The 21,384-nt window shown below is 69.0% G+C and carries 19 protein-coding genes; 4 read left to right on the forward strand and 15 right to left on the reverse strand.

The window, feature by feature from the left end; all coding sequences use genetic code 11:
- Position 1: 1 nt before the first annotated feature.
- The 4 genes from DELCS14_RS04440 to DELCS14_RS04455 form a co-directional block, all read right to left on the reverse strand.
- Positions 2-535 (reverse strand): GNAT family N-acetyltransferase, encoded by a 534-nt coding sequence (locus DELCS14_RS04440; protein WP_013800634.1) that lies wholly within the window; start codon positions 533-535, stop codon positions 2-4.
- A gap of 81 nt (positions 536-616) precedes the next feature.
- Entirely contained in the window at positions 617-2,602 is a 1,986-nt protein-coding gene (locus DELCS14_RS04445) for an FUSC family protein (protein ID WP_013800635.1), read from the reverse strand.
- Positions 2,599-3,060 (reverse strand): MarR family transcriptional regulator, encoded by a 462-nt coding sequence (locus DELCS14_RS04450; protein ID WP_013800636.1) that lies wholly within the window; start codon positions 3,058-3,060, stop codon positions 2,599-2,601. The genes DELCS14_RS04445 and DELCS14_RS04450 overlap by 4 nt, the downstream gene beginning before the upstream one ends.
- A gap of 155 nt (positions 3,061-3,215) precedes the next feature.
- On the reverse strand, positions 3,216-4,301 hold the full coding sequence (locus tag DELCS14_RS04455) for a YeiH family protein (protein ID WP_013800637.1): 1,086 nt from the start codon (positions 4,299-4,301) through the stop codon (positions 3,216-3,218).
- Between the two features lie 132 nt (positions 4,302-4,433).
- Between DELCS14_RS04455 and DELCS14_RS04460 the strand changes: the two genes are divergently transcribed.
- Complete coding sequence (locus tag DELCS14_RS04460) at positions 4,434-5,339, forward strand: LysR family transcriptional regulator (RefSeq protein ID WP_013800638.1); 906 nt, start codon at positions 4,434-4,436, stop codon at positions 5,337-5,339.
- 6 nt (positions 5,340-5,345) lie between these two features.
- On the opposite strand, the gene DELCS14_RS04465 is transcribed toward DELCS14_RS04460, so the two are convergent.
- The 3 genes from DELCS14_RS04465 to cphA (DELCS14_RS04475) form a co-directional block, all read right to left on the reverse strand.
- Positions 5,346-5,828 (reverse strand): CreA family protein, encoded by a 483-nt coding sequence (locus tag DELCS14_RS04465; RefSeq protein ID WP_013800639.1) that lies wholly within the window; start codon positions 5,826-5,828, stop codon positions 5,346-5,348.
- 1 nt (position 5,829) lies between these two features.
- The gene (gene cphA / locus DELCS14_RS04470; RefSeq protein ID WP_013800640.1) at positions 5,830-8,403 is read right to left on the reverse strand and encodes a cyanophycin synthetase; all 2,574 of its coding nucleotides are present in this window, start codon (positions 8,401-8,403) and stop codon (positions 5,830-5,832) included.
- Between the two features lie 66 nt (positions 8,404-8,469).
- On the reverse strand, positions 8,470-10,662 hold the full coding sequence (cphA, locus tag DELCS14_RS04475) for a cyanophycin synthetase (RefSeq protein WP_013800641.1): 2,193 nt from the start codon (positions 10,660-10,662) through the stop codon (positions 8,470-8,472).
- Between the two features lie 218 nt (positions 10,663-10,880).
- Between cphA (DELCS14_RS04475) and DELCS14_RS04480 the strand changes: the two genes are divergently transcribed.
- The 3 genes from DELCS14_RS04480 to DELCS14_RS04490 all read left to right on the forward strand — a co-directional run bounded on the left by DELCS14_RS04480 (position 10,881) and on the right by DELCS14_RS04490 (position 14,272).
- Entirely contained in the window at positions 10,881-13,175 is a 2,295-nt protein-coding gene (locus tag DELCS14_RS04480) for an ABC transporter transmembrane domain-containing protein (RefSeq protein ID WP_013800642.1), read from the forward strand.
- A 3-nt stretch (positions 13,176-13,178) separates the two neighbouring features.
- Positions 13,179-13,682, forward strand: coding sequence for a DUF1854 domain-containing protein (locus tag DELCS14_RS04485; protein WP_013800643.1), 504 nt, complete (start codon positions 13,179-13,181; stop codon positions 13,680-13,682).
- Positions 13,683-13,837: 155 nt separating this feature from the next.
- Positions 13,838-14,272, forward strand: a complete 435-nt coding sequence (locus DELCS14_RS04490) for a hypothetical protein (RefSeq protein WP_012207503.1) — start codon at positions 13,838-13,840, stop codon at positions 14,270-14,272.
- A 24-nt stretch (positions 14,273-14,296) separates the two neighbouring features.
- On the opposite strand, the gene DELCS14_RS04495 is transcribed toward DELCS14_RS04490, so the two are convergent.
- From DELCS14_RS04495 to DELCS14_RS04530, 8 genes are all read right to left on the reverse strand, one after another.
- Positions 14,297-14,776 carry an EF-hand domain-containing protein gene (locus tag DELCS14_RS04495; protein WP_013800644.1) on the reverse strand — a complete coding sequence of 160 codons (480 nt, stop codon included), beginning with the start codon at positions 14,774-14,776 and terminating at the stop codon, positions 14,297-14,299.
- A gap of 62 nt (positions 14,777-14,838) precedes the next feature.
- On the reverse strand, positions 14,839-15,759 hold the full coding sequence (locus tag DELCS14_RS04500) for a 5'-nucleotidase (protein ID WP_013800645.1): 921 nt from the start codon (positions 15,757-15,759) through the stop codon (positions 14,839-14,841).
- A 16-nt stretch (positions 15,760-15,775) separates the two neighbouring features.
- On the reverse strand, positions 15,776-17,002 hold the full coding sequence (gene gspF, locus DELCS14_RS04505) for a type II secretion system inner membrane protein GspF (protein ID WP_013800646.1): 1,227 nt from the start codon (positions 17,000-17,002) through the stop codon (positions 15,776-15,778).
- Between the two features lie 144 nt (positions 17,003-17,146).
- Positions 17,147-17,791, reverse strand: coding sequence for a glutathione S-transferase family protein (locus DELCS14_RS04510; protein WP_013800647.1), 645 nt, complete (start codon positions 17,789-17,791; stop codon positions 17,147-17,149).
- Positions 17,792-17,879: 88 nt separating this feature from the next.
- Positions 17,880-18,569 carry a YafY family protein gene (locus DELCS14_RS04515; RefSeq protein ID WP_013800648.1) on the reverse strand — a complete coding sequence of 230 codons (690 nt, stop codon included), beginning with the start codon at positions 18,567-18,569 and terminating at the stop codon, positions 17,880-17,882.
- Between the two features lie 4 nt (positions 18,570-18,573).
- Positions 18,574-19,575: an LLM class flavin-dependent oxidoreductase gene (locus DELCS14_RS04520; RefSeq protein WP_013800649.1), complete on the reverse strand. Its 1,002-nt coding sequence runs from the start codon at positions 19,573-19,575 to the stop codon at positions 18,574-18,576.
- An 85-nt stretch (positions 19,576-19,660) separates the two neighbouring features.
- On the reverse strand, positions 19,661-19,945 hold the full coding sequence (locus DELCS14_RS04525) for a hypothetical protein (protein WP_223275171.1): 285 nt from the start codon (positions 19,943-19,945) through the stop codon (positions 19,661-19,663).
- A 63-nt stretch (positions 19,946-20,008) separates the two neighbouring features.
- On the reverse strand, positions 20,009-21,370 hold the full coding sequence (locus DELCS14_RS04530; protein ID WP_013800651.1) for an ATPase, T2SS/T4P/T4SS family: 1,362 nt from the start codon (positions 21,368-21,370) through the stop codon (positions 20,009-20,011).
- Positions 21,371-21,384: the final 14 nt, after the last annotated feature.

Consider the following 21,384-nt stretch of genomic DNA (forward strand, 5'->3'; position numbering starts at 1 on the left):
TTCATGGGGCGGCAACGCCCGACGTGGCGACCCCTGGTATGCGGTAGACGACGAGCACGTACTTTGAAAGGCTCTGGCGCTCAACCTCCACGCCACCCAGCCCCTGGGCAATGCGCCGGCTGGCGGTATTGGGCTCGGCCACCGGATAGCGCAAGGACTGTGGCGCAAAGGTCGCTCGGGCCCATGCTGCCAGCGCGGCCACGGCTTCGCGGCCATAGCCCTGGCCATGCATGTCCTCGCGTATCCAGATGCCGAGCTCGGGCTCGGCGTCGCGCGCGCGGTGCAGGCCCAGCAGGCCGGTGAATCGGCCTGACGTGCGCTCGCGCAGCGTGAAGTTGAAGTCCGTGCCGGCTGCGATCTCCCGCAGCCATCCGCGCCAGACCGCCTCGAACTCGGCAGGAGTCGACGCCGGCTCGAAGGACAGGTAGCGCGTCAGCGTGGGCGTGATGCAGGCAAAGGCCTCATCGGCATCGGCGGCAGTGAAGGGGCGCAGCGCCAGGCGCTGTGAGGTGATGGTGGTTTCGCTCCACGACATGGATGCTTTCCTTGCAACAGGGGGACAGAGAGCGTGGGGCGCTGCCGGCCTGGGCTGGCCATTCTGGCATGGGTCCGTGCTTCAGCCGGCGTTGCGGAAGAAGGCTTCGTGCTGCGCGATCTCATGCGCGGCATGGCGCAACTGGCGGGCCTGGTCGGGATGGCGTTCGGCCACGCGCTGCGCCAGCGCGCGCAAAAGCGGCGGGCACTGGCCGGGCTCCTGCTGCAGCCGCTGCAGGCGCAGCAGCGCGGCGCGCACGGCGCGGGCGGTGCCGTCGCCCAGGGCCGCTTCCCCGGACAGCTGATGCAGCGCCTGGATGGCGCGGCCCACATGCAGGGCGGCCAGGCCGCACTCCGCTGCCTGCGCACCCAGCTGCCCTCCGGCCTGCTCCGACAGCCGCACCAGGCGCAGCAGCCGGTGGTACAGGCGGGCGCGCCAGATGCGGCCATCGCGCGCATGGCCGGGCGTGGCGGCCATGTCCTGCAGCTCGTGGACCATCATGGAGCGCAGGCTTTGCAGCCGGCCCTGCAGCGTGACCGGCAGGATGAAGCGGTAGGCCGCCCAGCCGGCCAGCGGCCCGGACACCACGGCCAGCCCCAGGGCCAGCGCATGGCCGAAGCTGGCCGTCTGCGGGTAGTGGGGCTGCAGCAGGAGCAGCAGCACCATGTTGCAGTCATAGCCCGAAAGCGCGGTGCGCTGGTGCGAGAACAGCAGTGCGCCCACGTAGACAAAGGGCAGCATCAGCCACACCAGGCCCGCCTGGCTGCCGGCGAACGGCCAGACCAGCCACTGGCAGGCCAGGGCCACCAGCACGCCCATGGCCTGGCCCAGGGTCACATGGCGCATGGTGGCCGACGGGTTCTCGAAGCCCGAGAACACGGTCAGCATGATGGACATGCCCAGCAGCATGTAGGCACCGCCGCTCCAGCCCGTCACCACCCACAGCAGGCCCACGATGGCGATGGCCGCGCTGGCACGCAGCATGGCGCGGCGCGCGCCCAGCCAGTCGCTGTGCAGCACCACGGGCCATTGGCGGGCGCGGTGGCCGGGCGGCAGGGCCACGTCATGGGTGGCGGCCAGGTGGGCCTGCAGCGCAAAGCCCATCGGGGCCAGCATGTCGGCTGCGCCGGGCCAGGCCGCGGCGGCCTCGCGTGCGCGCACCAGGGCCGCCGCAGCCTCGTGCAACTGCACGCGGGTCTCCAGCGCCACGGCGGCTTCGCGCAGCGCCTGCGCGGCAGCCAGGGCCTGCGCCTCGCCAAAGGCAGCGGGCGGCTCCTGCGATGGAGCATCGCGCAGCCACAGCAGGGCCGAGATCTGGGCATTCATGAGCCGGCGCAGCGCGTGCACGGCCTCGCGCGAGCGCTGCGAACCGGCGGCGTGCGGGTCCAGCCCCTCCTCGATCACCGCCATGGCCAGCAGGCGGGCAGCGATCTCCTGCGAGCCCAGGGACGCACGGCCGCGCGCCTGCAGGCTGTCGGCCAGATCACGCAGCAGTTGCGCGAACAGCTGGCGCACCTCGGCATTGCCGGGAATGCCACTGCCCTTGGGCGTGAACAGCCAGCCCACGAGCAGGGCTGCGAACACGCCGGTCAGCGCCGTGAACAGCCGGTCCCAGCCCAGGGCGAAGACCTGGTCGGGATGGGCGAAGTCCAGCAGCGCGACCATGGCCGCCGAATAGCCGGACAGCATGGTGCCGTAGGCCACGAAGCTGCGCTGCAGATTGCCCACGCCCGCGCACAGGCCCAGCCACACGGCCAGGCCCAGCACCAGCCACAGCAGGTTTCCCTGGGCCAGCAGCACCAGGCCCACGCCCACGGCCGTGCCGGCCACGGTGCCTGCGACCCGGAAAAAGCTTTTTTCGAGCAGTTGCCCGCGCAGCGGCTGGGATGCGGCCCAGGTGGCCATGGCAGCCCACTGCGGATGCTCCAACCCCAGCTGCCAGGCAGCCAGCAGCGCCAGGCAGGCGGCAAAGGCCGTGCGCAGATGCTGGCGCAGGCGCACCGGGTCGAAGCCCCAGCGGACCGATGCCTGCAGCAGGCGGCCATAGGCATCGTGGAGGGCGCTCATGGCGCGCCTTCCGTGCGCAGCGCGGCCATGCGCGCCTGGATCTTGGCCATGCCGGCCAGCATGGCCTCGACCTCGGCATTGTCCAGGTCCTGCAGCATGGCCAGCTCGGCCTGCAGCATGGTGGCGCGCACGCGGTCCACGGCGCCGTTGCCTTCATCGGTCAGGAAGATGCGCTTGCTGCGCCGGTCGCCGGGGTCGGCGCGGCGTTCCACCCAGCCGTGGCCTTCCAGAATGTCGAGCAGGCGCACCAGGCTGGAGCCGTCCAGTCCCACGCGCTCGGCCAGTTCCTTTTGCGTGACGCCGTCGCCCCAGGCGCGCAGGTGGATCAGCGGCGCCCAGGTGGCATCGGTCAGGCCGTCGGCCAGCAGTTGCTCCTCGACCTGGCGGCGCCACTGGCGTACCAGGGTGACCATGAGAAAGCCGAGGCGGGCGCGGGGAGGGGCAGAGGCAAAGGACATGCCTCGATTATCTTTGCAATGCAATTAATTTGCATTGCAAATTAATTGTGTCTGCATTCGATTTGAGGGTATTCCCTTGTTCAGGGGCGGGCAGTCCATGAAAAAGGCCCTGCAAGACGATGCTTTGCAGGGCCGGTCGATGGATGCGGACGGCTTCAGAGCAGGCCGGGCACCCAGCGGTTGAAGAGCAGGCCCGCCACCAGAAGCCATGCGAACAGCAAGGCGGCCAGCAGCAGGGGCTTCGTGCCTGCGGCACGCACGGCGCGGACATGGGTGGTCAGGCCCAGGGCTGCCATGGCCACGGCCAGCAGGGCGTTGTCCAGCTGCACGCCCACCTGCACCACGGCTGCAGGCAGCACGCCCAGGGAGTTCACGCCGGCCATGGCGACGAAGCCCAGCGCAAACCACGGAATGGTGATGCGGCGCGGCTGGCCGTCGCTCACCTGGCTGCTGCGGTTGCCGCGCGCCACGGCCATGGACAGCAGCAGCAGGAAGGGGGCCAGCATCATCACGCGCACCATCTTGGAGATCACGGCCACGTCGGCGGCTTCGGGGGCGATGGCTTCGCCGGCGGCCACGACCTGGGCCACCTCGTGCACGGTGGAGCCCACGTACAGGCCGTACTGCGCAGGCGACATGTCCAGCCAGCCGTGGGCGGCGTTCCAGTGGAACAGCGCGGGGTAGAGGAAGGTGCCCACGGTGCCGAAGACCACCACGGTGGCCACGGCCACGGCCACGTCTTCGGCGCGGCCCTTGATCACGGGTTCGGTGGCCAGCACGGCAGCGGCGCCGCAGATGGAGCTGCCCGCGCCGATCAGCACCGTGGTGCGCGCATCCAGCCCGAAGACGCGGCGGCCCAGCCATTGCGCCAGCAAGAAGGTGCTGCCCAGCACCAGGGCATCGACCACCACGCCGGCCATGCCCACATGGCCTATGTCCTGGAAGGTCAGTCGCAGGCCGTAGAGCACGATGCCCGCGCGCAGCAGGCGCTGCTTGGCCAGGCCCACGCCGGCATGGCAACTGGGCGCCAGGCGCGGATAGACGGTGTTGCCGATGACCAGGCCGATGCAGATGGCCAGCGTCAGTGCACTCAGGCCCGAGCCGGCCAGCAGGGGCTGGCGTGCGCCCCAGGTGGCGGCTGCGGCAATGGCGCCGGCCAGCAGCAGGCCGGGCGCAAGCTCGGTCAACTGACGCAGCCAGCCGGACGGATGGGAGGAGCGTGGGAGGGATGTGGTGTTCATGGTGCCTGCGCGCCGCGTCAGGAGCGCGGTGCATGGGAGGCACTTTAGATTTCTTGGCTATATTCGTATAACGAATAGTTTTTGTAGCACCAACCGGGGAAACAGGTTGATGGCTCGTTCAGACTGCACGCCATGCTGCACCTCACCCTGCGCCAACTTGAAATCTTCTGCGCCGTCGCCCAGGCGGGCTCCACCGTGGCCGCGGCCGACGCCGTGGCCCTGTCGCAGTCGGCCACCAGCGCCGCGCTGCAGCAGCTGGAGCAGGCCATGGGCGCCCAGCTGTTCGAGCGCGTGGGCCGGCGGCTGGCGCTCAACGACGCGGGCCGCGCCCTGCTGCCCGAGGCACTGGCGCTGCTGGAGCAGGCCAGGGGCATAGAGCAGGCGTTTTCGGTGCGGGCCGCCAGCCTGCCCGTGCGTCTGCGCGTGGCAGCCAGCACCACCATAGGCACCTATGCGCTGCCGGCTGTGCTCGCGCACCTGGCGCGCAGCCATCCTCACCTGAGCGTGGACCTGCAGATCGCCAACACGCGCGAGGTGGGCCAGGCCGTGGAATCGCTGGACGTGGACCTGGGCCTGATCGAGGGCACCAGCCACTGGCCCGGGCTGGAGGTCGAGCCCTGGATGCGCGACGAACTCGTCATCGTGGCTGCAGCACAGGACCCGCTGGTGCAGGCTGCGGGCCAGCGCCCGCTGGGCGTGGCCGCCTTGCGCGGTGCGCGCTGGCTGCTGCGCGAGCCGGGCTCGGGCACGCGCGAGATGGTGGAGCATGCCTTGCTGCCGCATCTGCACCAGCTGCCGGCCGCCGCCACGCTGGGCAGTTCGGAGGCGATTGCGCGCTGCGTGGCCCAGGGCCTGGGCGTCAGCTGCCTGTCGCGCGTGCTGGTGCAGGCCCTGGTCGCCTCGGGAGAGCTGGCCGTGCTGCCGACCACGCTGCCGCGCATGTGGCGGGATTTCTCGCTGGTGCAGCGGGCGGGCAAGCGCCGCTCGCCGGCGCTGGCGGCCTTTGTGCAGGCCTGCCGCCAACACGCCCAGGACTGAGGCGGGTTATTTGCCCAGCGGAATCGGCGTGCTGCGCGGCACGGGCACGGCGGTGACGCTGTTTTGCGGCGAGCCTTCGATCACGCGGTCCGAGTAGGTCATGTAGACCAGGGTGTTGCGCTGCGCATCGACCATGCGCACCACGCGCAGGCGCTTGAACAGCAGCGAGATGCGTTCGGTGAACACCTCGTCCTGCTGCTTGAGCGGGGCAGGGATCTGGATGGGGCCGGTCTGCACGCAGCTGATCGAGGCTTCGGCGCGGTCCTCGGCCAGGCCCAGGCCGCCCTTGATGCCGCCGGTCTTGGCGCGCGAGACGTAGCAGGTCACGCCCGCCACCTTGGGATCGTCATAGGCATCGACCACGATCTTGTGGTCCGGGCCTATGAATTTGAACACCGTATCCACCGCACCCACCTGCTCGGCGCGCGCACCGCAGGCGCCCAGCAGCAGCGTGGCCAGAGCGGCCGTGAGCAAGGCCCGGCCGTTCATGTCAGGCCTCACCCGCCACATGGCGGCGAAGATGCTCCAGGGCTTCCTCAACCTGGTCCACCAGCACCAGGCACAGGTCGCCGGGCGTCAGCCGCGCCAGCGCATGGTCGATGGCGTTGAACTCACCCTGGATCTGGGTCACGTAGTCGGTGCGCGGTGCGCCTTGCAGGCCTTGCTGCAGCAGGGCCAGGACTTCACCGTCGGCGCGGCCGCGCTGGCAGGCATCCTGGTAGAGGATGACGTCGTCGAAGGCCTTGCCCAGGATCTGGGTCTGCTCGGTGATGTCCTGGTCGCGGCGGTCGCCCGCGCCGCTGATCACCACGCTGCGGCGCTGGGCCGGCATGGCGTCCACGGCCTGCACCAGGGCGCGGATGGCGTCGGGGTTGTGGCCGTAGTCGGCGATCAGCGTGGCGCCACGGTAGTCCATGACGTTGAAGCGGCCCGGCGCGTTGTCGCTGTCGTTGACGAAGCCGGCCAGGCCGCGGCGGATGGTCTGCCAGGGCATGCCCACGCCCCAGGCGGCGGCGATGGAGGCCATGACGTTCTCCACCTGGAAGCTGATGGTGCCGTTGCGCGTGATGGGGATCTCGCGCAGCGCGATGGTCTCGCGCCACGAGCTTTCGGCCGCGACGATGCTGTCGCCGTCCACGTAGACCACGCGGTTGCCCTGGGCACGGTGCGTGGCCATCACGGGGTGGTGGCGGTCGGCCGCGAAATAGATGACCTTGCCCGGCGAGGTGGAGGCCATGGCGGCGACCAGCGGGTCGGCGGCGTTGAGCACGGCATAGCCGTCCGCGGCAACGTTCTGCACGATGACGCGCTTGAGCACGGCCACGTCTTCCACCGTGGTGATGTAGTTCAGGCCCAGGTGGTCGCCCGCGCCCACGTTGGTGACCACGGCCACCTGGCAGCGGTCGAAGCCCAGGCCTTCGCGCAGGATGCCGCCGCGTGCGCATTCGAGCACGGCCGCATCGGTCTCGGGGTGGGCCAGGGCGTTGCGCGCGCTGCGCGGGCCCGAGCAGTCGCCGCTGTCGATCTGGCGGCCGTTGACGTAGACGCCGTCCGTGTTCGTCATGGCCGTGCGCCAGCCATGCGAGGTGAACAGGTGGGCGATCAGGCGCGTGGTCGTGGTCTTGCCATTGGTGCCGGTGACGGCCACCAGCGGGATGCGGCCGTCCTGGCCCGGCGCGAACAGCTCATCGACCATGGGCACGCCCACGTTGCGGGGCTTGCCGAAGGACGGCGCCAGGTGCATGCGCAGGCCCGGTGCGGCGTTGACTTCGACGATGCCGCCGTTTTGCTCTTCCAGCGGGCGCAGCATGGTCTCGCAGACCACGTCCACGCCGCAGATGTGCAGGCCGATGGTCTGGGCGGCCTCCACGGCGCGCGCGGCGATGTCGGGGTGCACGTCGTCCGTCACATCGGTGGCGCTGCCGCCCGTGGACAGGTTGGCGTTGTTGCGCAGCACCACGCGCTGGCCCTGGGCCGGCACGGATTCGGGCGTGAGCCCTTCGGTGGCGATGCGCGCGATGGCGATGTCGTCCAGGCGGATCTTGGTCAGCGCCGTGCCGTGGCCCGAGCCGCGGCGCGGGTCCTGGTTGACGATGTCCACCAGCTCGCGGATGGTGTGCTGGCCGTCGCCCAGCACCTGGGGCGGCTCGCGGCGCGCAGCGGCCACCAGCTGGCCGCCGACCACCAGCAGGCGGAAGTCATGGCCGGGCAGGAAGCGCTCGACCATGATGTCGTCGCCGAATTCCGAGGCGGTGGCAAAGGCGGCCTTGAGCTGCTCGTGCGTGGTGATGTTGACCACCACGCCCTTGCCCTGGTTGCCGTCCTGGGGCTTGACCACCACGGGCAGGCCCACTTCCTGGGCCACGAGCCAGGCTTCTTCCACGTCCTTGACGGGGCGGCCCAGCGGCACGGGCACGCCGGCGGCGTGCAGCAGGCGCTTGGTCAGGTCCTTGTCCTGGGCGATGGACTCGGCCACGGCGCTGGTCTGGTCCAGCTCGGCGGCCTGGATGCGGCGCGCCTTGGAGCCCCAGCCCAGCTGTACCAGCGAGCCTGAGGTCAGGCGGCGGATGGGAATGCCACGCGCCACGGCCGCATCGACGATGGAGCCGGTGGAGGGGCCGATGCGCTCGTCCTCGTCGAGTTCGCGCAGCTGGGCGACCACCTTGTCGGCGTCGAAGGGCGTGTCGGCCAGGGCCGACTGCAGCAGCTCGCCGGCCTGTTCCATGGCCAGGCGGCCGACGGCCTCTTCGGTGTACTCCACCACCACCTGGTAGGTGCCGGTCTCCACGGTTTCATGCGTGCGGCTGAAGGTCACCGGGCAGCCGGCCTGGGCCTGCAGCGACAGGGCCGCGACTTCCAGCACCTGGGCCAGCGACAGGCGCTGGTCGGCGCCGTGCGGCTGCAGCGTGCCGATCTTGGGAAAGCGCGCGCGCAGCCGGTCCTCGAAGCCGGGCAGGGCCGAGTAGTCGCACTCGCCGGGCTCGCATTGCACGATGGCTTCGATGGCGGTGCTGCGGGTCCAGAGATTGGGGCCGCGCAGGGCTCGGATGCGGGTGATCTGCATAGTGTCTTCTTTCGGAGGGCAGGCCCGCGTCGCCGGGCCTGCCTGCATGTCATCGTGTGGTCGGGCTCAGGCGGCGGTGGCTGCGGCGGCCGGCGTGTAGTCGAAGGTCTTGATGCCGGCGACGATGAGGTCGGGGGCAATGTCCATGGACCACGCGGCGGCAATGGCGGCCAGCAGGGCCGGCGTGTCCGGGCGCAGGCCGCCGGGCAGGCTCAGTGCGTCCAGCGTGCCCAGCACGCGCTCGGCAGCGCCCGTGGCCAGGATCACCTGGCTGCCGCGCACGAAGACGGCGCGGCCTTCGCTCTCGGAACGGTGGGCCGCGACCACTGGACTGTCGGCCTGCATCGAATAGAACAGCACCTCGCCGTCGCACAGGCGGGCCAGGTCGGCCACCTGCTCGATGTCGGCATTGAGGACGCCCGCGCCTTCGTCCAGCACCACGTCGATCTGGGTGCGCATCACGCGCGTCATCTGCGACTGCTCGTGCACGTCATGGTCGGGCAACTGCTCGAAGCCGTCCATGTCGGTGACCACGCCGACCAGGCAGCGGTCGTAGGCCAGGCCTTCCTCCAGGATGGAGCGGGCCGTGGTCTGGATGACGGCGGCCTGGGCCAGGCGGTTGGTCAGCAAGCGGTGGGCACCGGCCCAGTTGGCGGTGTTGGTCTTCTGGGTCTGGCGGTTGGACAGGAACATGCCCTCGCTGCTGGCCACGCCCGTGAGCTTGCCCGACAGCTGCAGCAGCCAGCCCACCAGGCGGGCCGTGAAGCCGTTGTTGCGCGTGCCGGCAATGCCCACCAGGGGGATGCGGCCTGCGCCCGTGCCCTCTTCGGTGCGCGGGAACAGGTGGTCGGCGATGGCCATGCCCACGGGGCGCGGCGCGCCGCTGGTGGGCTTCAGGTGCATCAGCAGGCCGGGGCCGGCGTTGACTTCGAGGATGGCGCCGCCCTGCTCCTTCATGGGGCGCGAGACGTCCTGCAGGATCATGTCCATGCCCGCGATGTCCAGGCCCACGATCTTGGCGGCCAGCGTGGCCATGTAGGCCACTTCGGGGTGGACCTCATCCGTGCAGTCGATGGCCATGTTGCCGTTGCGCTGCAGCAGCACGCTGGTGCCCTGGGCGGGAATGGTGTCGGGCGTGACGTTCTGGCGCTTGAGCTCCAGCTTCACGGCCGGGGCTTCGAGGTTGATCCAGTCCAGCGGATATTCCTGCTCGGGGCCGCGGCGCGGGTCCTGGTTGACCACGGCGACCAGCTCGCGCAGCGTGGACTTGCCGTTGCCGGCCACGCTCACGGTCTCGCCACGGCAGGCCGCCACGACCTTGCCGCCCACCACCAGGATGCGGTGCTCGGTGCCGTCGATGAAGCGTTCGACGATCACGTCGGAGCCTTCGGGCTGGGCCAGCGCAAAGGCGGTCTTGATGTCGGCCTCGTCGCGCAGGTCCAGCGTCACGCCACGCGCGTGGTTGCCGTCCGAGGGCTTGACGGTGACGGGAAAGCCGATGTCCTGCGCCACTTCCCAGGCTTCTTCGGGGCTGTTGACGATCTGGCCTTCGGGCACGGGCACACCGCAGGCGGCCAGCAGGCGCTTGGTGAAGTCCTTGTCCTGGGCAATGCCTTCGGCAATGGCGCTGGTCTGGTCGCTCTCGGCGGTCCAGATGCGGCGCTGCGCGGCGCCATAGCCGAGCTGCACGAGGTTGCCGTCATTGAGGCGGATGTGGGGAATGCGGCGCTCGCCGGCGGCATCGACGATGCAGCCCGTGCTCGGGCCCAGGTAGCGGTCGTTGATCTCGGTCTTGATGGCCTTGACGGCGGCCTTCAGGTCGAAGGGCTCGTCGTTGATGGCGGCCATGATCAGCCGGTGGCCGTAGGCCAGGGCCGTGCGCGCCACGGTTTCCTCGGGGCAGCGGAAGACCATGCGGTAGATGCCGCGCTGGGAAATCTCGCGCGTCTGGCCGAACTCGGCCGGCATGCCCGCCAGGTTCAGCAGCTCGATGATGATGTGCTCCAGCACATGGCCGCACCAGGTGCCGCCTTCCAGGCGCTGGATGAAGCCGCCGCGCTCGCCCACGCCGCAGTGGTGCTCGATCAGGTCGGGCAGCCAGGCCGTCAGGCGCTCGTTGAAACCGTCAAGCTTGTTCGAGGGATAGTCCTCCAGCTCACCAAGATCCAGCCAGACCTCCAGCACGGGACGGTAGGTCCAGACGCTGGGTCCACGCAGGTAGGTGGTGCGCAAGAGTTGGATGTCTTTGAATTTCGCCATGTCGATCAACGGGTAAGCGTGAGCGACGACCCGGGTGCGGATCGCCGGAGAATGGGAGAGGATTGTGCGCTCAGAAAGCCCATGCGCAGTGCTGTCAGCCTAAACCAGGGTTGGCGCGTTGAGCAGGGTATGCCGTGCAAAGCGCGGGATATCCACCGGGGAGCTGCGGTTGCCCGCATGACACCAGGAGCCGCCAGGGGCGGGAAAAACAACTCAACATGCAAGAACACCATTCTGTGGACGTTTCGGCCTTCCTTGCCAGCCCCCGCGGGGCTGGGCTGCGAGCCAGGCTCGCTTCCAATGAAAACGTGCTGGCCCTCGTCCCGGTTGACCTGACCCTCGATATGCGCTTCGGCGAAGGCTGGGTTGTGCTGACCAACCAGCGGCTCCTCGCCTGTGATCCTGCAGACCAGCAGTGGAGTGAGTGGGTACTATCCATTGATCAGAATCTGCGCACGCTGGACCACGGCGGCGTGGGCAACCTCGAACTGCATGGCCCTGCTGCGCGGCTGGCGCTGTGGCGCTTCACGCTGCGCCACCAGGCGGCCGTGCTGCGCCTGCTGCAGCAGTTCGACCATGAGCGCGAGCGCCTGGCGCGCGGCGAGGACTTTGCCGAGCCCGAGGACGACGTGCCCCGCTGCCCGGCCTGCCAGGCCGAGCTGCCGCCCGAGGCCGACGAATGCCCGGCCTGCGCGCGCCAGCAGGGCCCGCAGACCTCCACCTGGGTGCTGCTGCGCCTGTGGCGCTTTGCCCATCCCTACCGGCACCAGCTGCTGCTGGGCTTTCTGCTGACGCTGGCCTCCACGGGCGCCACCCTGGTGGCGCCCTACCTGACGATTCCCATCGTGGACAAGATCCTGATCCCGTTCCAGAACGGGCAGCAGATCGACAGCAGCCTCGTGGTCTTCTACCTGAGCGGGCTGCTGGCGGCGGCGCTGGTGGCCTGGGGCCTGGGCTGGGCGCGCACCTTCGTGCTGGCCAAGGTCTCCGAGCGCATTGGCTCGGACTTGCGCACGACCACTTACAACCACCTGTTGACGCTGTCGCTGGACTACTACGGCAGCAAGCGCACGGGCGACCTGATGGCGCGCATCGGGGCGGAAACAGATCGCATCAATTTGTTTCTATCCTTGAACGCGCTGGATTTCGCCACCGACGTGCTGATGATCGTGATGACCTCGGTCATCCTGTTCTCCATCAATCCGTGGCTGGCCCTGGTCACCCTGGTGCCGCTGCCCTTCATCGCCTGGATGATCCACCTGGTACGCGACCGCCTGCGCACGGGCTTCGAGAAGATCGACCGCGTCTGGTCCGAAGTGACCAATGTGCTGGCCGACACCATCCCCGGCATCCGCGTGGTCAAGGCCTTCGCCCAGGAAAAGCGCGAGGCCGACCGCTTCGCCCAGGCCAATCTGGTCAACCTGCAGGCCAACGACAAGGTCAACAAGACCTGGTCGCTGTTCACGCCCACGGTGACGCTGCTGACCGAGATCGGCCTGCTGGTGGTCTGGGGCTTCGGCATCTGGCTGGTGGCGGGCGGCCAGATCACGGTCGGTATCCTGACGGCCTTCATCGCCTACATCGGCCGCTTCTACAGCCGCCTGGACTCGATGAGCCGCATCGTCTCGGTCACGCAGAAGGCGGCGGCCGGCGCCAAGCGCATCTTCGACATCCTCGACCACGTGAGCAACGTGCCCGACCCGGTCAACCCGGTCAAGCTGCCGCGCGTGCAGGGCGCCATCACGCTGGACAACCTGAGCTTCCGCTACGGCAGCCGCGCCGTGATCAAGAACCTCGATCTGCAGATTCGCCCGGGTGAAATGATCGGCCTGGTCGGCCACAGCGGCTCGGGCAAGAGCACCCTGGTCAACCTGATCAGCCGTTTCTATGACGTGAGCGAGGGCTCCATCCAGCTCGACGGCGTGGACATCCGCAGGCTCAAGGTCTCGGACTTCCGCAGCAACATCGGTCTGGTGCTGCAGGAGCCCTTCCTGTTCTTCGGCACCATTGCCGAGAACATCGCCTACGGCAAGCCCGATGCCACGCGCGAGGAAATCGTGGCGGCGGCCCGCGCTGCCCACGCCCATGAATTCATCCTGCGCCTGCCGCATGGCTACGACTCCCTGGTGGGCGAGCGCGGCCAGGGCCTGTCGGGCGGCGAGCGCCAGCGCATCTCCATTGCGCGCGCACTGCTGATCGACCCGCGCATCCTGATACTGGACGAGGCCACCTCGGCCGTGGACACCGAGACCGAGAAGGAAATCCAGAAGGCGCTGGACAACCTGGTGCAGGGCCGCACGACGATTGCCATTGCCCACCGCCTGTCCACACTGCGCAAGGCCGACCGCCTCGTGGTCATGGACCGGGGCGAGATCGTGGAAGTGGGTCCGCACGACGAGCTGATGGAAAAGCAGGGCGCCTACTGGCGCCTGTACCAGGCCCAGGCTCGGCGCGCCGAAGAGGATGCCCAGGCCGCAGGCCTGACCCTGGCCGCAACCACCATCGAGGAGTAAGCCATGTCCAACGCCCAACATTCCGCTGCCGGCGCCGATCTGAGCGGTGTGCGCATGGAGCGCAACGCCCATGGCCGCCTGGTGCTGATCCTGGCCGACGGCACGCGCCACGAATCCGTGGTGCCCGTGCGCGCCTTTCCCATTGCCGCGCCGCTGGAAGGCCTGTCCCTGGTCTCCGTCGATGGAAAGGAGGCGCTGTGGGTGGACCACATGGACCACCTGCCGGCGCAGGCCCGCACGCTGATCGAGGAAGACCTGGCCGTGCGCGAGTTCGTGCCCGTCATCCAGCGCATCCACAAGGTGTCCGGCTTTTCCACGCCCAGCACCTGGGACCTGGAGACCGACCGGGGCCCCGTGCAGCTCGTGCTCAAGGCCGAAGAGGACATCCGGCGCCTGTCGGGCCGCACGCACCTGATGATCACCAGCCAGGACGGCGTGCAGTTCAGCGTGCCCGACAGCACGGCGCTGGACCGCACCTCGCGCAAGCTGCTGGAGCGCTTCCTCTAGCGCCTGGTCGGGGTGAATAAGGGGTTTACCCTTGGTTTGAGGCAGGCCGAAGCGTCTTTCAAAAAAAGCGCTTCAGTTCTTTCAGCTTCTGTCGATGATGAGGCGACGGCGGGAAATTCCCGCCCACAGCACACATCCAGCAAGAGGGTCGAGCCATGCCAATTCCACCTGTTGACCGATCACCCATACCGTGGCGCCCGCAAAGCGCCGATCTGTACTCCACCGGTGCGTCGGGCGCGGTGCCCGTGCGTCCTGTGAACGCCACCAACGCCGTCGAATCCACGGACCGCATCGGCGAAGGCCGGGTGGTGCGCGATCCTGAAAAGCCGTCCGTGGTGGACCAGGAAAACCGCGACTGGACGCTGGCCGAGGAGATCAAGCAGAAGGAAGAGGTCGAGGAGCCGCCCAAGGAGCCGATCTCCAAGCAGCTCATCGAGTTCATCCAGTCCATGTGGCGTGCCAGCGCCATGGCGGTGGAGCAGGCCCAGGAGGTCAGCAAGGCCGACGATGTGGCCCGCAACAAGATGCAGGTGCGCGATGAGCCTTTGACCTATTCGGAACCCAAGGTCAAGCGTACCGGCGGTCTTTGAGTGTCAGGGGCGCGGCAAGAAGGTTCAGTCCTTTGAGCCTTCGCCTTCCTTCTTGTCCCTGGCAGCGGGTGCGGCTGCAGCATGCTCGGCTGCCGCACGCTCGGCGGCCTTTGCCTCTTCGGCCTGCGCCTTGGCCTTTGCCTTGTCGCGTTCGGCGCGGTACTTGACGGCAAAGGCCTGCACTTCCGCATAGGAGACGTAGCCGTCCTTGTCGGTGTCGGCCTCGTCGAAGGCCGCCGACAGGCGCGGAAACAGCGCCACTTCAGCACGGCTGAGCTTGCCGTCCTTGTTGAAGTCCAGCATCTTGAATTCGCGCTGGGCCTTGATCTCCCCCTTGGTCAGCGGCGCCGGGCTGGCCGTTGCCTGCTCGGTGGCTGCGTTTTCTGCCGCCTGCGCGCGCGCGGCGGGCAGCATGAAAGCGCTGGTCAGCAGCACGACGACGGCGGCCTGCAGCAGCGGTGGCCGGCGCAGCAGGGCAGAGCGGTTCATGAGGGGAAAATGCATGGGCTTTATTTGGGCACGGAACCGGCATTTGCAAGCACGGCTGGCCCGCCCTTTGCAATTGTTTACTTCGGCGGATCGGTGTCCGGATTGGAGATGCCGCTGCTCACATGGCCTGCCGGCACATGGCGCGCGGCCGAGTTGACGTGGCCGGTCTGGTCGTCGAAGAAGAAGTCCGGCTCGAACTCGCGCAGGAACGGGCCCTTTTCCAGGCCGCCGAGGAACATGGCCTCGTCCACCGCAATGCCCCATTCCAGCAGCGTGCGGATGGCACGCTCGTGCGCCGGTGCGCTGCGCGCCGTCACCAGGGCCGTGCGAATGCGCATGGTCTGGGACGAGTCCGCCTGCTGCTGCAGCCGGTGCAGCGCCACCAGCAGCGGCTTGAACGGCCCTTCCGCCAGCGGCGTGGCGGCATGGGAGACCTCGTGGCGCAGAAAGGCCGGCAGCCCGCCTTGCTGGTAGACGCGTTCGGCCTCGTCGGAGAACAGCACGGCATCGCCGTCGAAGGCAATGCGCACCTCCTGCGGGTAGCGGTCGCCTGCGGGCGTGGAATCGACCATCACGCGCGCGGCAGGAAAGCCGATGGACAGAGCCCTGCGCACATCGACTTCGTTGGCCGAGAGAAACAGGTGCGCGCCCAGCGGCCGCAGGTAGGAAAACGGATCGCGCCCGCGCGTGAACACGCCGCGCTCTATGTGCATGTCGGCCGCCTTGGCCGAGGCGAAGACCCGCATGCCGCTGGCCGGGTCGTTGCGCGACAGCATCATCACCTCCACGCGCTGCACCTCGGGCGTATTGAAGGCCAGCAGCTTGCGCACCAGCGGGAAGGCGATGCCCGGGCGTGCGGGCTGGTGCACCAGGTCCAGCTGGCGGCGCATGTAGGCCTGCTCGTCACCGGCGTCGAACAGCCGGTTCTCCTCCTCGAAGTCGAACAGCGCCCGCGAGGAGATGGCGACGACCAGCTTGTCTTGCAGGGTCACGGACATGGCTTGGCGCTTTTCGCTATTTGACGAACTGGTTGAGCTGGATGATGGGCATGAGCACGGCCAGCACGATCAGGGCCACGACCATGCCCATGGCCACGATCAGCAGCGGCTCCAGGATGGTGGCCAGGTGCATGGCGCGGCGCTGCACCTCGGTGGACAGCTGGTTGGCCGCGCGCTGCAGCATCACGGGCAGCTGGCCGGTCTGCTCGCCCAGGCGGGCAAACATGGAGATCAGGCCCGGGAAGCGCTTTTTCTGCGCCAGGGCCGAGGCCAGCGGCGCGCCCTCGCGCACCAGGGCCAGCGCGTCCATGGCATCGGCGCGCAGCGCGCGGTTGCCCAGCGTTTCGGCTGCGGCCTGCAAGGCCTTGAGAATGGGCACGCCTGCGCCCGCCAGCATGGCCAGCGTGCCGGCAAAGCGTGCCGCGTTGTAGTTGCGCGCCAGCCGGCCGATCAGCGGCAGGCGCAGCCACCAGGCGTCGAAGCGCTCGCGCAGCACGGGGTTCTTCATGGACAGCCGGAATCCCACGGCGCCCAGCACCAGGGCGACCAGCGCGGCCCAGCCATAGCTGCGCACGAAGTCGCTGAGCGCCAGCATGGCCACGGTGAGCCAGGGCAGGGCGCGCTTGGTGCCGGCGAACACGCTGGCCACCTGGGGCACCACGTAGCTGACCAGGAACAGCACGATGACAATGGCCACCAGGGTCACGATGGCCGGGTACAGGGCTGCGCCAATGAGCTTGGACTGCAGGGCCTGGCGCGATTCCAGGTCGTCGGCCAGCCGCTCCAGCACCGGGCCCAGGCTGCCGCTGGCCTCGCCGGCGCCGATCACGGCGCAGTAGATGTCGGAGAACTCGCGCGGGTGCTGGGCCAGGGCGCGGGCAAAGGTGGAGCCCGCGTTGACCTCGGCGCGCAGCGCGGCCACGAGGTGGTGCTGGCGCGGGTCGTCGGCTTCTTCGGACAGCGCGGCCAGTGCGCGCTCTATGGGCAGGCCTGATCCGACCAGCCCCGCCATCTGGCGCGTCCAAACGGTCAGCCCCGTGGAGCCAAGGACGGGGCGGGTCAGCCAGCGCGAGGCGCCGCCCTGCGGGCCGGACGCGGAACCCGAGGCCACGATCTCCACGGCCATGGGCACCAGGGCCTGGGCCCGCAGCTGGCTGCGCGCGGCACGCGCGTTGTCGGCTTCGATCGTGCCCTTGCGGGTCTGACCTTGTGCATCCAGGGCTTCGAAGGAAAAGGCAGGCATGCGCGGCGGGAGTCGGGAAGGGCTGGGGAAGGGATGGCGTTCAGGAAACGCCAGGCGGCGATCCAACCCCCGATGGTAGCCGCTGCCGGTGACGGCTGGATGGCGAGGCCGCCGCCGCGGTCGGCGGCAGCCCCTGCCTGGCCCCTATGCCGGCTGGGCCGCGAGGTCCGCTTCGTTGAGCTGGATGGAGCGCAGCGAGGCCGGGCGTTCCATCAGCGGCTGGCCGTAGTCGCTGAATTCGGGCAGCGCGGGCAGCAGCTTCATCATCGTGCCCCAGCGCAGGTAGCTGGCCATGAGCACGTCGGCCGCGGTGAACTGGTCGCCGCACAGGTAGCGCCTGCCGGCCACGGCCTGGCGCAGCGTCTGCACCACGTCGTCATAGCGGCCATAGCCGGCGGACATGGCCTGGTCGGCCGTCTGCTGCTCCAGGTGGCCCTGGCTCTTGGCAGTCATCAAGGCGTCGACGGGGCCGGCCAGGAAGAACATCCAGCGGTGGTAGACGCCGCGCAGCGGGCTGTCCACGGCCGGCGCGAGCCTTCGTTCGGGGAAGATGTCGGCCAGATAGGCAAGGATGGCGGCCTGTTCGGTGATCACGGTCTCGCCGTGCACCAGCGCGGGGACCTTGCCCATGGGATTGATGGCCAGGTAGTCGGCAGCCTTCATGGTGCTGCCGTATTCCAGCCGCACGGGCTCATAGCGGGCGCCGCATTCCTCCAGCATCCAGCGCGCGATGACGGCGCGCGAGCGGGGGTGGAAGTAAAAGCGCAGAGGCTTGATCGAGTCGTTCATGAAGGCTCCCAGTGGTTTGAATGCATGGCGAGAAGGCCATGGGAGCGACTGTAGGAGGCCATGCTGACAGTTTTTGTCAGCAGTGGTGTCAGCGGACCGTGTAGCCCAGTTGCCGCGACCAGCGTTCGATCAGGCCGCTGCGGTGGTCGGGATAGCGTTCCTGCAGATCGGTGACGGAGCGCACGCGGTCGGCGCGGAAATGGCGGAAGTCCTGGCGCAGTTCGCACCAGGCCGCAAGAATGCGCCGCTGATCGAAGAAAGCCATGGCAAAAGGCCAGATCTGGCGCTCGGTCGGCTGGCCCTTCTCATCCGTGTAGTGCAGCAGCACCCGGTGCTGGCGCCGTATCGCCAGGCGCAGCGCGGTCTGCCAGGGCTCGGTCACGGATTCGTGGCAGATGGGCGGCACCAGCAGGCCGCTGGTGTCCACCTCGATGCGCAGCTCCAGCGGCAGCGCGCTGCGTATGCGGTCCAGCGCGGCGGTGGCGGCCTGGGCGAGCTCGGGGTCGGCCTGGCGGCTGGCCCAGCGCGCGCCCAGCAGCAGGGCCTCCAGCTCATCGGGCGTGAACATCAGCGGCGGCAGCAGAAAGCCGGGCCGCATCTCATAGCCCACACCCGGGTCGCCCGCAATCGCTGCACCCTGCTCGCGCAGGGTGGCAATGTCGCGGTACAGGGTGCGCAGGCTCACGTCCAGCTGCCGGGCCAGCACCGGCCCGGCCTGGGGCAGGCGCGCGCGGCGCAGCAGGTCGATCAGCTGCAGCAGCCGGGCGGAGCGGCTCATGCCTTCAGCGGCCCATGACGCCGGCCGTGATCTCCAGCGAGCGCAGGCGCAGGTCGCGGTCATACACGTCGCTGACCAGGATCAGCTCGTCGGCCTCGGTGTCGGCCTGCAGCTTCTGCAGGCGCGTGCGCACCTTGTCCGGGCCGCCGATGGAGGCCACGGCCAGGAAGTCGCCGATGGCGCGGCGCTCCTGCTCGCCGAGCTGGGTCGCATAGTTCTCGATGGGGCGCGGCAGCAGTCCGCGCCGGCCCGTGATGATGCCCAGCACGCGCTGGTAGGTGCTGCTGGCCAGGTACTCGGCCTCGTCATCGGTGGGCGCGGCGATCACGGGGGCGCCGACGATCACGTAGGGCTTGGCCAGTTGGGCCGACGGCTTGAACAGGCTGCGGTACAGCTGCACGGCCTGGTAGAGCATGCGCGGCGCGAAGTGCGAGGCAAAGGCGTAGGGCAGGCCCAGGTGGGCGGCCAGCTGGGCCGAGAACAGGCTGGAGCCCAGCAGCCAGATCGGCACGTTGGTGCCCGCGCCGGGCGTGGCCACCAGCTTTTGCTCGGGCGTGGCCGGGCCCAGCAGGCGCTGCAGCTCCATCACGTCGCGCGGGAAATCCTCCTCGGTCTCGACGCGGTCGCGGCGCAGGGCGCGCATGGTGGCGCCATCGGTGCCTGGCGCACGGCCCAGGCCCAGGTCGATGCGGCCCGGGTACAGCTCGGCCAGCGTGCCGAAGGCTTCGGCGACCACCAGGGGGGCATGGTTGGGCAGCATGATGCCGCCCGAGCCCACGCGGATCTTCGAGGTGCCGCCTGCGATATGGCCGATCAGCACGGCCGTGGCCGAGCTGGCGATGCCGGGCATGTTGTGGTGCTCGGCCAGCCAGTAGCGCTCGAATCCCAGTTCCTCGGCCTTGCGGGCCGTGGCCAGCGCAATGTCCAGGGCCTCGGCGACGGTGCCGCCTTCGCGCACGGCCACGAGGTCGAGCATGGACAGACGGACTTCATTGAATGATGTCATGGCAGGTTCCAACTTCCAGTTCACGGTGGGTGGGGGCGGCGCGGGCCTTGCCGCGCCAGGGCATTCCTGGTGCGCGTTCGCGCACTCAGTTTCTTCTGGACATTTCCCGTGCGCAGGTGATGCCCAGCACCACGCACCAGACCAGGGGGAGGATGGCAGCCGCCAGATGGTTCTCGCCCTGCTGGATGGCCAGCCAGGACAGCGGCAGCGCCACCAGCGCCGACAGGCGGATGACGCGGCGCAGCTGGCTGGTGGACAGCCGGGACTTGAACCACCACAGGGCGATGTAGCTGATCAGGCTCAGCGTGGCGACCCACAGGAACAGGTCGCCGCCATAGGGAGCGCTCCAGGCGCGTAGGGATTCCAACATGCCGACCATTGTGGCAAACGGGGATGCCCCGTGCTGCGCAGGGTCGGGCGTGGCCGCCTGCGCCTAGTCGCGCGTGACGCGCAGCACTTCCTCGGGCGTGGTGATGCCCTCGCGCACCAGCCGCTCGCCGTCGTCGCGCATCAGGCGCATGCCCGAGGCCAGCGCGGTGTCGCGGATCTCGGCCTCGCTGGCCTGGCGGTGGATCTGCGCGCGGATGGTGTCGTCCACCACCAGCATCTCGAAGATGCCGGTGCGCCCTCGGTAGCCACTGGGCTCGGTGGTGTCGATCTTGCGCACCAGGCGCTGGGCCAGCACGCCCAGCAGGGAGGACGACAGCAGGAACGGCTCCACGCCCATGTCGATCAGGCGGGTGACGGCGCTGGATGCATCGTTGGTGTGCAGCGTGGCCAGCACCAGGTGGCCCGTCAGCGAGGCCTGGATGGCGATCTGCGCGGTCTCGAAGTCGCGGATTTCGCCGATCATGATCACGTCCGGGTCCTGGCGCAGGATGGCGCGCAGGGCCTTGGCGAAGGTCAGCTCGATCTTGGCGTTGACCTGGGTCTGCCCCACGCCGGCCAGCTCGTACTCGATGGGGTCTTCCACCGTCATGATGTTGCTGTGGCTGGCGTCCATGCGCGACAGCGCCGCGTACAGCGTGGTGGTCTTGCCCGAGCCCGTGGGGCCGGTGACCAGCACGATGCCGTGGGGCTGGGCCGTCATGTGGGTGAATCGCCTCAGCGTCTCGCCCTGCATGCCAACGGCCTCCAGACTGAGCTTGCTCTCGCTCTTGTCCAGCAGGCGCAGCACGGCGCGCTCGCCGTGGGCGCTGGGCAGGGTGGAGACGCGCACGTCGATGGCGCGCGTGCCCAGGCGCAGGCTGATGCGGCCGTCCTGGGGCAGCCGCTTTTCGGCGATGTCCAGGTCGGCCATGATCTTCAGGCGCGAGATCAGCGCCGCGTGCAGGGCCCGGTTGGGCTGCACGACCTCGCGCAGGTCGCCGTCCACGCGAAAGCGCACGCTGGAGTGGCGCTCATAGGGCTCGATGTGGATATCGCTGGCGCCGTCGCGCGCGGCCTGCGTGAGCAGGGCGTTGAGCATGCGGATGATGGGCGCGTCGTCCGCAGTCTCCAGCAAGTCCTCGACGGCGGGCAGCTCCTGCATCATGCGCGAGAGGTCGGCGTCGGACTCGACCTCGCTGACCACCAGGGCCGCGCTGGACTCGCCCTGCGAATAGGCGGCGCTGATGCGGTGCGCCAGCGTGCCCGCATCCAGCATCTGCCAGCGCTGCACCGCATGCTTGCGCTGGACTTCGGACAGGGCCTGCCAGTCGGGCGAGGGGCCGTGCCAGAGCAGGGGCTCGTGGCCGTCGTCCTCGATCAGCAGCTGGCTGGTGCGCGCAAACGAATAGGGCAGGGGATAGCGCATGGGGCCTTCCTGCC

It is taken from the genome of Delftia sp. Cs1-4, assembly GCF_000214395.1.
Taxonomy (GTDB): Bacteria; Pseudomonadota; Gammaproteobacteria; order Burkholderiales; family Burkholderiaceae_C; genus Comamonas; species Comamonas acidovorans.